The sequence below is a fragment of the Candidatus Omnitrophota bacterium genome (genome assembly GCA_014728045.1).
In the GTDB taxonomy this organism is placed as follows: domain Bacteria; phylum Omnitrophota; class Gorgyraeia; order Tantalellales; family Tantalellaceae; genus WJMH01.
Genome location: WJMH01000010.1, coordinates 253,656 through 265,332, shown reverse-complemented (window position 1 = coordinate 265,332; position 11,677 = coordinate 253,656). Strand labels below are relative to the sequence as shown.

Annotated in this window: 11 protein-coding genes; all 11 read left to right on the top strand. The window is 50.5% G+C overall.

The features are described 5' to 3' along the window. The first annotated feature begins 86 nt into the window (after positions 1 to 86). The 11 genes from GF409_03945 to GF409_03895 all read left to right on the top strand — a co-directional run bounded on the left by GF409_03945 (position 87) and on the right by GF409_03895 (position 11,667). The gene (locus GF409_03945) at positions 87 to 1,379 is read left to right on the top strand and encodes a nucleotide sugar dehydrogenase (protein ID MBD3426369.1); all 1,293 of its coding nucleotides are present in this window, start codon (positions 87 to 89) and stop codon (positions 1,377 to 1,379) included. A 33-nt stretch (positions 1,380 to 1,412) separates the two neighbouring features. Further along, positions 1,413 to 1,865, top strand: a complete 453-nt coding sequence (locus GF409_03940; protein ID MBD3426368.1) for a dTDP-4-dehydrorhamnose 3,5-epimerase — start codon at positions 1,413 to 1,415, stop codon at positions 1,863 to 1,865. A 29-nt stretch (positions 1,866 to 1,894) separates the two neighbouring features. Next, complete coding sequence (locus GF409_03935; GenBank protein MBD3426367.1) at positions 1,895 to 2,635, top strand: NTP transferase domain-containing protein; 741 nt, start codon at positions 1,895 to 1,897, stop codon at positions 2,633 to 2,635. Beyond that, the gene (rfbB, locus tag GF409_03930; protein ID MBD3426366.1) at positions 2,632 to 3,609 is read left to right on the top strand and encodes a dTDP-glucose 4,6-dehydratase; all 978 of its coding nucleotides are present in this window, start codon (positions 2,632 to 2,634) and stop codon (positions 3,607 to 3,609) included. The genes GF409_03935 and rfbB overlap by 4 nt, the downstream gene beginning before the upstream one ends. Before the next feature lie 10 nt (positions 3,610 to 3,619). Next, entirely contained in the window at positions 3,620 to 4,933 is a 1,314-nt protein-coding gene (locus GF409_03925; protein MBD3426365.1) for a nucleotide sugar dehydrogenase, read from the top strand. A 21-nt stretch (positions 4,934 to 4,954) separates the two neighbouring features. Next, positions 4,955 to 5,893 carry an NAD-dependent epimerase/dehydratase family protein gene (locus tag GF409_03920; protein MBD3426364.1) on the top strand — a complete coding sequence of 313 codons (939 nt, stop codon included), beginning with the start codon at positions 4,955 to 4,957 and terminating at the stop codon, positions 5,891 to 5,893. A gap of 20 nt (positions 5,894 to 5,913) precedes the next feature. Continuing rightward, positions 5,914 to 7,635 carry a hypothetical protein gene (locus GF409_03915; GenBank protein MBD3426363.1) on the top strand — a complete coding sequence of 574 codons (1,722 nt, stop codon included), beginning with the start codon at positions 5,914 to 5,916 and terminating at the stop codon, positions 7,633 to 7,635. Then, positions 7,620 to 8,546, top strand: coding sequence for an NAD-dependent epimerase/dehydratase family protein (locus GF409_03910; protein MBD3426362.1), 927 nt, complete (start codon positions 7,620 to 7,622; stop codon positions 8,544 to 8,546). The genes GF409_03915 and GF409_03910 overlap by 16 nt, the downstream gene beginning before the upstream one ends. Before the next feature lie 67 nt (positions 8,547 to 8,613). Next, on the top strand, positions 8,614 to 9,744 hold the full coding sequence (locus GF409_03905; protein MBD3426361.1) for an aminotransferase class I/II-fold pyridoxal phosphate-dependent enzyme: 1,131 nt from the start codon (positions 8,614 to 8,616) through the stop codon (positions 9,742 to 9,744). 7 nt (positions 9,745 to 9,751) lie between these two features. Further along, positions 9,752 to 10,984: a hypothetical protein gene (locus tag GF409_03900; protein MBD3426360.1), complete on the top strand. Its 1,233-nt coding sequence runs from the start codon at positions 9,752 to 9,754 to the stop codon at positions 10,982 to 10,984. Beyond that, entirely contained in the window at positions 10,981 to 11,667 is a 687-nt protein-coding gene (locus GF409_03895) for a glycosyltransferase (protein MBD3426359.1), read from the top strand. The genes GF409_03900 and GF409_03895 overlap by 4 nt, the downstream gene beginning before the upstream one ends. Positions 11,668 to 11,677: the final 10 nt, after the last annotated feature.

The window sequence follows — 11,677 nt, the reverse complement described above, 5'->3', positions numbered from 1 at the left end:
GGTGATGTGCTATAATCACACTCTAAATAAATGGACTTCTTAATAATAATAGAATTTTTAACTATTATACCGGGGGAGTATTTATAATGAAACTGACCATAGTTGGTACCGGTTATGTCGGGCTGGTCACCGGGACCTGTTTTGCCGATCTGGGAAACCAGGTTATCTGCTCTGATAACGACGAGAAGAAAATACAGAAACTCAACGAAGGCGGCATACCGATATACGAGCCGGGACTGGAAGAGCTGGTCAAGAAGAACCGCGAAAAGGGCCGGCTCAGTTTCACCACTGACATAGCTCAGGCGGTGAGATCGAGCGACGTGATATTCATCTGCGTGGGAACCCCTCCGCGTGAGGATGGCAGTGCCGATCTGACAGGTATAGAGAAGGTATCCAGGGTTGTTGCCGAGAACATGGATTCATACAAGCTTATCGTGGAAAAAAGCACGGTCCCCGTTGAAACGGGTGAGTGGGTGAAAAGCACCATAGAGACTTTCAAGAAGAACGGTTCGGATTTCGATGTTGCCTCCAATCCCGAGTTCTTGCGGGAAGGATCAGCCATCGAGGATTTTATGTCTCCGGACAGGGTTGTTATCGGTGTCGAGTCGGATAGGGCTGAAAAATTGCTCCGGGAACTTTACGAGCCGCTTGAAACCAGGATAGTAGTCGCGAACATCAAGGGTGCTGAGATAATCAAGCATGCTTCCAACTCGTTCCTAGCGACCAAGATCTCGTTCATAAATGCAGTAAGCAATATATGCGACAGGGTAGGCGCGGATATCAACGACGTCGCCGAGGGAATAGGGCTTGATTCCAGGATAAACAGGTATTTTCTCAAGGCGGGCATAGGCTTCGGAGGTTCATGTTTTCCGAAGGACCTTAAGGCGTTCATACATATATCCGAGAAAATGGGTTATTCGTTCGGGATGCTCAAGGAAGTGGAAAGAATAAACGAGCAACAGAAAGACATCGCCATGAAGAAAATGACCGAAATGCTCTGGAACCTTCCGGAGAAGGTCATAGGGGTCTGGGGGCTTTCATTCAAGCCGAATACCGATGATATAAGGTGCGCTCCGTCGATTGACCTCATCAAAAGACTGCTTGAAGCGGGCGCCAGGATAAAGGCCTTCGATCCGGTCGCCATGGACAATGTCAGGCAGGAACTGGGAGAAGCGGTCGAATATTGCAAAAGCGCCTACGAGGCGGCGCGGGATGCTGATTGCGTTGTGCTTATGACCGAGTGGAATGAGTTCAAGGAGATAGATTTCTCGAAGGTTAAAAACATGATGAACCAGCCCGTTATGCTGGACGGGCGGAACGTGTATGATCCTGAAAAAATGAAGGCAATGGGGTTCAAATACATGGGCATGGGAAGATAAGCCCGGAGCGTTCCTGATCGCGCGGGGAGTGTGATGATAGAAGGAGTCAATGTAAAAAAACTCAAGGTTATTCCGGATGAGCGCGGGAGGTTAATGGAAATACTGCGGTGTGATGACGATATCTTCCAGAAATTCGGACAGGTGTACATGACGACGGCTTTACCCGGCATAGTGAAAGCCTGGCATTACCATAAGAAGCAGACCGACAATTTCACCTGCATAAGCGGGAAAATGCGTCTGGGGCTTTATGACGGCCGGGAGGGATCGCCCACTCGCGGCAAGGTCGAAGAATACATAATAAGCCTTGATAATCCCATGCTCATACAGATACCGCCCGGAGTATATCACGGGTTTAAATGCATAAGTGCCGATGAGGCGGTGGTCATAAATACGGTCACCGAACCGTATGACCCGTCCGACCCCGATGAATACAGGGTGGACGCTTTTGATAACGATATACCGTTCGACTGGAAGAAGGATCAGTAAGTTCACCGACAGGAAACAGGGGAGATGACATGAAAGGCGTAGTACTTGCAGGAGGCCTGGGGACACGCCTGTTCCCGCTAACCAAGATAACCAACAAGCATCTTCTGCCGGTTTATAACAAACCCATGATCTATTATCCGATAAGGACGCTCGTGGATGCGGGTATAAGCGAGATCATGGTGGTGACCGGGGGGGATCATGCCGGCAATTTTCTCCGGCTTTTGGGTAACGGGCATGAGTTCGGTCTTAAAGGGATCAATTACGCCTACCAGGAGAAAGAAGGCGGCATAGCAGAGGCCCTGGGGCTTGCGAGGCATTTCGCGGAAGGTGACCGCCTCGTGGTCATTCTTGGCGATAATATACTCGAGAAGGGCATTTCTGATCAAGTGAAAGCTTTCAGCGAGCAGGAGCGGGGAGGCAGGGTACTTTTAAAGGACGTGGAACACCCGGAACGGTTCGGGGTCGTGGAATTCGACCAGGAGAGGATCGTGCGTATCCACGAAAAGCCTAAGAAACCCCAGTCAAATTTCGCGGTCAGCGGTGTTTATATGTACGATGATCAGGTGTTCGATTTTATTGACAGTCTCGAGCCTTCCGACCGAGGCGAGCTTGAGATAACTGACGTGAATAACATGTATCTTGAAAAAGACCAGCTTGAATATTCAAAGATCGACGGTTGGTGGACGGATGCGGGGACCTTCGATTCCCTTTTGAGGGCCAACCAGCTGGTCGCTGATAAGGTAAGAAAATCCTCCGGAGGGATATCATGAGATTACTTGTTACAGGCGGATGCGGGTTCATAGGGTCCAATTTCATAAAGTTACTTTTAGGCCGCTACAAGGACGCCCGTATAACCAATCTCGATAAGCTGACCTACTGCGGTAACCCCGATAACCTCAAGGATGTTGCCGCGGACTCCAGGTATACTTTCGTGCAGGGGGATATCTGTGACGAGAAGCTGGTGGATGACATGGTGCGTGACGCTGATGCGGTGGTCAATTTCGCAGCGGAGACGCATGTCGACAGGTCCATAAAATATCCCGATGACTTTATCCGGACCAACGTTCTCGGCGTGAAAACGCTTCTGGAAGCCTCCAGAAGGGCCAAGGTCAGCAGGTTCCTCCAGATAGGCACCGATGAGGTATATGGAAGCGTGGAAGAGGGCCTGTCCAAGGAAACCGATCCGCTCTTTCCCAGAAGCCCTTATTCGGCCACCAAGGCAGCGGGGGACCTCCTGGCCCTCTCTTATCATAAGACCTACGGCTTGCCGGTCGTCGTTGTAAGGAGCTCGAATAATTTCGGGCCATATCAGTATCCTGAGAAGGTCGTCCCGCTTTTTATCACGAACCTGCTTGAATCGCGTAAAGTACCCCTTTACGGGGACGGGGGTAATATCAGGGACTGGCTGTATGTTGAGGATAACTGCAGTGCGATAGACCTCGTATTGCATAAGGGTGATGTGGGCCAGATCTACAATATCGGAGGGGGTAACCTTCTCAGCAACCTTGAGCTTACCGACAAGATACTCGCCGCCATGGGTAAGAGCAGGGACATGATCGAATATGTCAACGACCGCCCGGGTCATGACAGGCGTTACGCGCTGGACAGTACAAAGGTCAAACAGCTCGGCTGGAGCCCGGGAAAAAGCTTTGAGGAAAACCTCAAAAGGACCATAGAATGGTACGAGAATAACCGCAAATGGTGGAAAACTCTTAAACAGAAGGCTGAGATCATAGAATGGTGAGGACGGGTTCATGAACAATTTTAACGCTCTAAAGAAAAAAATACGCGAGAAAACAGCGGTAGTCACCGTGGTGGGGCTCGGTTATGTGGGTTTGCCCATAGCCCTGGAGTTCTGCAAGAAGGGCTTTACGGTCATCGGGTTCGATACCAGTGAAAAAAGGATAAGAAAACTCAGGAAGAAAGAGTCCTACATAAACGATATCTCCTGCGAGGAGATACGCAAGATATTTAAAAAAGGGGAATTCACGCCCACAACAAAAGACAAAGTGCTTTCGTCCTCGGACGTGATAATAATATGCGTTCCCACGCCTTTAAGGAAGATAAAGGACCCGGACATCTCATACATCATAAGGGCGAGCAAAACGCTGAGTTCAAGGATGCGTCCGGGACAGCTCATAGTGGTCGAAAGTACAACCTATCCGGGCACGACGAGGGACAAGATCCTTCCCGAGCTTCTGAAGAGCGGGTGTGTCTTGGATGAGGACTTCTTTCTTGCGTTCTCTCCCGAAAGGATAGATCCGGGCAACAAGAAATACGGGTTCACCAATATACCGAAGGTGGTGGGCGGGTTGACCGACAGCTCTACAAAGCTTGGTGAGCTTTTATACTCGAAAGTAGTGAAAAAAGTGGTGGGGGTCTCAAAGACGGAGGTCGCGGAGGTGACCAAACTGCTGGAGAACACTTTCAGGATAGTCAACATAGCTCTTATAAACGAGTTCGCCATGCTCTGTGACAAGCTGGATATCGATGTTTGGGAGGTTATAAGTGCCGCATCTACCAAACCGTTCGGGTTCATGCCTTTTTACCCGGGTCCTGGCATAGGAGGCCACTGCATACCCGCCGATCCGATGTATCTTTCCTGGAAGGCGCGAACAGTGGGATTTCGCACTGAAATGATCGATCTTGCCGCCCAGATCAATCGCATGATGCCCGTCCATGTTGTCAGGAGGATAGGCAGGATACTTAAAAAGAGGGGGCAGAAACTGGAAGATGCCAAGGTGCTGGTAGTCGGGGTCACCTACAAGAAGGACGTGAACGACCTGAGGGAATCTCCCGCACTTGACATGATATCCGCGCTCCAGAAGAGAAAAGCCGGGGTAAAATATCACGACCCGTACATACCTTATCTGGATATATCAGGGATAAGGTCAAGGTCCGTCAACCTAACTCCCGGGCTACTGAAAAAGCAGGATATAGTGCTCATTGCGACAGACCATAGTGACCTTGATTATGCGAAGATAGTTCGTAATTCAAAACTCGTTTTTGATACAAGGAACGTTCTGGAAGAGAAGAGCATTAAATCGGACAATATAATAAAACTGTAGAAGGATAAAGGAGACTTTATAATGAAATATCTGGTGACCGGAGGAGCTGGATTCATAGGTTCCAATATCACCGAGGAACTCCTCAGGCAGGGCAAGGACGTAAGGGTGCTTGATGATCTTTCCACGGGCAGAGAAGAGAACCTTGCTCCGTTTATGGGGAAAATAGATTTCCGAAAGGGTGATATACGTTCCGAAGAGGACGCGCGGGAAGCTCTTCGTGGCATTGATTTCGTTCTGCACCAGGCGGCGCTTCGCAGTGTTGCCAAGAGCGTCGAGAGGCCGGTGCCGACCAACGACGTAAATGTCAACGGTACTTTGAACTTTCTAATGGCAGCGAAAGAATCGGGTGTTAGAAGGGTGGTGTACGCTTCCAGTAGTTCCGTTTACGGCGATCGCAGGGATTATCCCCAGCAAGAGTCTTTCGCCCCCCAGCCGATATCGCCCTACGCGGTCAGCAAGCTTGCTGCCGAATATTACTGCAGGATGTTCAGCAAGACCCTGGGGCTTTCAACGGTCTCTCTCAGGTATTTCAACGTGTTCGGTCCCCGGCAGAATCCCGAATCCAAGTATTCGGCGGTAATCCCGGCTTTTATTGAAAGGCTCTCCAATGACCAGCCGTGCATGATCGACGGCGATGGTTCACAGTCAAGGGATTTTACCTATGTGTCCAACGTGGTTGATGCCAATCTGGCCGCTTGTGAGGCCGAAGGGGTCGAAGGAGAGGTCCTCAACGTGGCCTGCGGTTCTGACCATTCGGTTAATGAAGTGGCCGAGGAACTTAAGAAGATAATGGGCAAGGATATTGAATCCGTTCACGGTCCCAGAAGGCCGGGCGATGTGGACAGGACGTTCGCTGATGTCACCAGACTGAAAGAGAAGTTAAAGATCAGGTCATTTGTGGGTTTTCATGAAGGCCTGGAAAAGACGGTGGAGTGGTTCGTAAATAAACACCGCAAGTAATGATCATGATGAATAGTTCCATTTATATATTGGGCCTTTCGGCTTTTTTCCGGGATTCGGCGGCGGCTCTTATCAAGGACGGCGCGATAGTGGCCGCGGCCCAGGAGGAGAGGTTCACCAGAAAAAAGCATGACGGTTCTTTTCCCTGCCGGGCTGCGGGATACTGTCTGAAAGAAGCGGGTATACGCGCAGAAGAACTGGACGCGGTAGCTTTCCACGGCACGGAGAACCGTGAAATCGCGGAAAAACGCATTCGCGAAGATCTCGGTTTCAGGGGAAAGGTGCTTTTTATCGACCACTATAGATCCCACGCTTCCAGCGCGTTCTATCCTTCGCCTTATGAACAAGCCGCCGTTGTGACACTTGACGATATTTCCTCTGAGGTGACCGGCAGTTTGTCCCTGGGAAGGGGCAATTCCCTGGTGACGCTCGAAGAAATGAGATCCCCGGATTCGCTGGGGCTGCTTTATTCTGCCTTCACGCATTATTGCGGGTTCAGCGTCAATGCCGACGAATATAAGCTCATGGGCCTTGCCCCTTACGGGGAAGGAACGTATGTCGATACCATACTTGACAATATACTGAAGATAGAAGAGGACGGCACTTTCAGCCTAGATGGTTCTTATTTCGACGAAAGATGCGTGCACTCTCTGACTAACGGTAAATTCGATGAGCTGTTCGACGGAGTCCGGAGAAGGCCCTGGGAGAAAATAGAGAAAAAGCACATGGACCTGGCCAGGTCCGTCCAGATCGTCACGGAGATGGCGGTCAAGGCCATAGTCTTGCGCGCGAAAGAGAAGACCGGTCTCAGGCATCTGTGTATGGCCGGATCGGTTGCCTTGAACTGTGTTTCCAACGGGAAGCTCCTGGAGGAGGGTTGTTTCGAAGGCATCTGGATACAACCCTCCTCCGGAGATGAGGGGGGAGCGCTGGGAGCGGCATTGGCAGCCTATTACGGCAGCCTCCGTGGAGCAAGAAAGACAAGTGGTTCTTCCGATGCGCAGAACATGAGCCTGCTTGGACCGTCCTACACCCAGGAACAGATCGAAGCATATCTTGTTGAGAACGATATAGTTCACCGCAAGATGGACACCGAGGAACTCCTTGATACTGTCGCGGACCTGCTCGCGGGGCAGAACATAATCGGATGGTTCCAGGGGAGGATGGAGTATGGTCCCAGAGCCCTGGGTTCAAGAAGCATACTTGCCGATCCCCGCTGCAGGCAGATGCAGTCGGTGATCAACGACAGGGTCAAGTACAGGGAGCCGTTCAGGCCCTTCGCTCCCAGCGTGCTTTTTGAAAGGCGCGGGGATTATTTCCGGATGCGGGGGGAAAGTCCTTATATGCTTTTCGCGGTAGGCCTTAATGAACAGAAGAGACTGAACGGTGCGGTCAATGGGAAGCTGAAGGGTATGGATAAGCTCCGCATAAGGAGGTCGGAGGTAGCCGCGGTCACTCATATCGATTATACCTCGCGGGTACAGACCGTTACAGAATCCGGAAACCCCATGTTCCACGGTCTTCTCAAGAAGTTTTTTCAGCGACATGGATGCCCGATGCTGGTGAATACCTCCTTCAACATAAAGGGCGAGCCCATAGTATGCACCCCCGGAGAAGCTTATAATTGCTTTATGGGGACAGGTATCGATTACCTGGTAATGGATCGTTTTCTGATACGCAAGGAAGACAACCGTAAACGCAACGCAAAAAAAGAGGAGATCGTAACATGCGGATACTTTTGACCGGAGGTGCCGGATTTATCGGGTCACATCTCTCGGAAAAGCTCCTGAAAGATGGACATAAGGTCGTCTGTATGGATAACCTTATAACGGGTAATACTGAGAACATAGCGCATCTTTCCGGGAACGAAGATTTCGAGTTCATTAAACACGATGTTTCACGTTATATCTACGTTAAGGGCAAAATAGATTTCGTGCTGCATTTTGCCTCTCCCGCCAGCCCGGTGGATTACCTTAACCATCCGATCAAGACACTCAAGGTCGGATCTTTAGGTACCCATAATTCTCTCGGAGTGGCGAAGGAGCACGGAGCGGGTTTTCTTCTGGCATCTACGTCCGAGGTTTACGGCGACCCCCTTGTCAACCCGCAGCCTGAGACCTACTGGGGCAACGTTAATCCTGTAGGGCCCAGAGGGGTTTACGATGAGGCAAAACGCTTCGGAGAGGCCCTGACCCTGGCATATCACAGGACCCATGGCATCGATACCAAGATAGCCAGGATATTCAATACTTACGGTGAACGTATGCGCCACAACGACGGTCGGGTCGTGCCGACCTTCATTGATCAGGCGTTGAAGAATGAACCTCTTACGGTGTACGGTGACGGGTCGCAGACAAGGAGTTTCTGTTACGTGTCTGACCTCGTCGAAGGGATAGTCAAGCTGATGTCATCATCCCTCAACGAACCTGTTAACCTGGGTAATCCTGATGAGATGAGCGTTCTTGATTTCGCTAAGAAGATCAAGGCCATAACAGGCTGTTCCAGCGAGATAGTTTACAAGGACCTTCCTGTGAACGATCCCAAGGTGAGACGTCCCGATATCAGCAAAGCGAAAAAAGAACTGGGATGGCAGCCGACCGTAGGTCTTGAACAGGGCCTTGAAAAGACCATAGGATGGGCAAAAGGCAATTGAGGATTTTGAAGAACGGGAGAAAGTCCTTATGAATGATAAGCAAAAAGCAGAGGAAAGGGAAAGAAAGATGAACATACCGTTATTGGACCTTAAGGCACAATACCAGACGATAAAAGATCAGATAGACCAGGTTCTCGCGAAAGTTGTCGAAAGCCAGTATTTCATTCTCTCGCCGGAGGTGGCGGCGCTGGAGAGCGAGGTGGCGGATTATACTGGGGTCTCACATTCCGCGGGAGTGGCTTCGGGAACGGACGCGATAATACTCGCGCTAAAAGCGCTGGATATAGGCCCCGGTGATACAGTGATCACCACGCCTTTTACTTTTTTCGCGACGGCCGAATCCATTTCCATGGTCGGGGCGAAACCTGTTTTCGTTGATATAGAGCCCGATACCTACAATATAGACCCGGAGAAAGTCAGGGGATTGCTGGAAAATATGGACGAATCGGAAAAGAGGAGCGTCAAGGCGATAATACCCGTCCATCTTTACGGGCAGTGCGCCGATATGACCAGTTTGATGGATCTTGCGGAAAAGAACCGGCTCAAAGTTGTCGAGGACTGCGCCCAGGCCATCGGTGCGACACACACCGGCAGAAAGGCCGGAAGTTTCGGCGACGCGGGATGCTTCAGTTTTTTTCCCAGCAAGAACCTCGGCGGTTTCGGGGACGGCGGTATGGTCGTTTCTTCACGTGAGGATATTATTGAACGCGTCAAGAAGCTGCGTATACACGGAAGCCGGGAACAGTATGTTCATGACGAAATAGGATATAATTCACGCCTGGACAGTCTCCAGGCGGCCATTCTCAGGATCAAGCTTACCAAACTTGATGAATGGTTCAGCGGCAGGCAGAGAATAGCCGCGAAGTACGACGAAGCCTTTTCGGGGCTGGATATAACTATTCCAGCCGTAGCTGAGGGCAATATCCACACGTATCACCAGTACACGGTGCGTGTTGATGACAGGAACGGGCTTAAGCAGTATCTCAAGGATAAGGGAATAGCTGCCAGGGTATATTACCCGGTACCGCTTCACCTGCAACCCTGCTATAAGGACCTGGGGTATTCCATAGGCAGTTTTCCGGTATCGGAGAAAATGGCCGAGCACGTTCTTTCACTCCCGGTATATCCGGAGCTGACAGATGAAAAGGTCGAATATATCATAAGCTCGGTAACGGATTTTATCAACAGAAAGAGCTGAGGGCGATTTGAATTTTTTGGATAGATCCATCAAGGACAAGATACAGGGGACGCTGGACAGACTGATTTTCATCTTTTTTGCCGCCCTGGTCTTCTTCCTGCCGATATCAAACAGCGGCATAGAGATCTCCTTCGGGTGCATCCTCGGAGGGATGCTTATAAAGGCTTTTCTGAAGCCACCCCCTCTGGGTGAGGTGAAAAGGTTTCTTACTGACAGGATCAATCTGGCGGTACTTATTTTTTATCTGTGCTTGGCGCTTTCACTTTTTGCGAGCGGTCCTCTGGTCGGCAAGAGCCTGAGGGCGCTTATCACCAAGTGGGGTGAAGGTGTGCTTCTTTTCTACCTGGCGAGGATATTCCTCAGGAAAGAGCATCTCAGGCCACTGATTTACGTTTTCCTGGGATCGGCTTTTTTGGTATGTATTGACGGGATATACCAGAAGATATTCGGAGTTGATTTCCTGAGGGGGTTTCCCATAAAGCCGGTGGGGGGGCGCATGCCCCTGAGGGCCACCTTCAGCTATCATCCGGATTTTGCCACTTATCTGGTCGTCGCTTTCTTCGTGAACATGGGCATGTTCTTCTCGGAGAGGAGAAAGCTCCTAAAGGTGTTTTGCGCGTTACTTGCGCTGCTGATGATAATCAACGTTGCCTTTACTTATTCAAGGGGAGGGTGGGTTTCCTTCCTGGCGGTCTGCCTGATGCTGGGGCTTTTCATCCCCGAGAGGAGGGCAAGATCGGTCTTGCTGATCATGGGAGCGCTGTTTCTTGCGGGGCTTCTTTTCACTCCCGCGCTCAGGCAGCGTTTCATCTTTATTATACAGAAAGGGGGCGACGCCGGCAGGTTCAGGATATGGAAAGTAGCGTTGTCAATGTTCGAGTCTTCTCCTGTCATCGGGACGGGGCTGGGGCTTTTTATGGATAACTTCCCGAAATATTCCGATTCTTCCGCTCAATATGCCCATAACTGTTATTTGCAGATACTGGCGGAAACAGGCCTATTGGGTCTGGGCTCGTTCATATGGATGGTATGGAATTTCCTGGCCAAGGGTTTTGAAGAGCTCCGGACCAGGATAAACATGATACAGCTAGGCCTTTTTGGCGCGTTCAGTGCTTTTCTTATACACGCTTTTTTTGACACGCAGCTGTTTTCGCTCAAATTATCCATATTGTTCTGGGTTCTGGCGTTCCTGTTGGTAATATCCACCGCCTCTGGTGAACAAAAAGGCTGGATGAAATGAAGCTTTCTGTGCTGATGCCTGTCTATAACGAGAAGGACACGGTACTGGATATTCTCGATCTGGTCATGCGGATGGAAGTCGATAAAGAGATCATACTGGTCGATGACAACTCGACCGACGGTACCCGGGAGATCCTTCAGAAAGAGTTCGGCGAGGGAAAAGATAACGTGAGAGTGTTCTATCACCAGAAGAACCTGGGTAAGGGAGCCGCGGTAAGGACCGCTCTGGGGGAAGCAACAGGCGATTACATGATCGTGCAGGATGCAGACCTTGAATATTCCCCCCGGGACATAGAGAAGATGTTCCTCCTGGCGCGGGACAATTCCGCCAAAGCGGTCTTCGGTTCGAGGTTCCTGGAAACATGGCGGTCGACCAACCTTTTCCATTATGCGGTCAACAGGTTCTTCACGAGCATGACCAACATCCTTTACGGCAGCGCTTTAACGGATATACATACCTGTTACAAGATGGTGGAGATGGACACGATACGCGGTCTAGATATACATGCCGAAAGGTTCGCGTTCGATCCTGAACTTTGCGCGAAGCTTCTTAAAAGCGGCATCAGCATAGAAGAGGTGGCTATATCTTACAGGGGGCGCGACCATACAGAAGGTAAGAAGATAGGATGGCTGGACGGGTTTGAAGCCTTGTGGACATTGATACGGTTCAAGTTCCACAGTTAGGTCCTCCAGT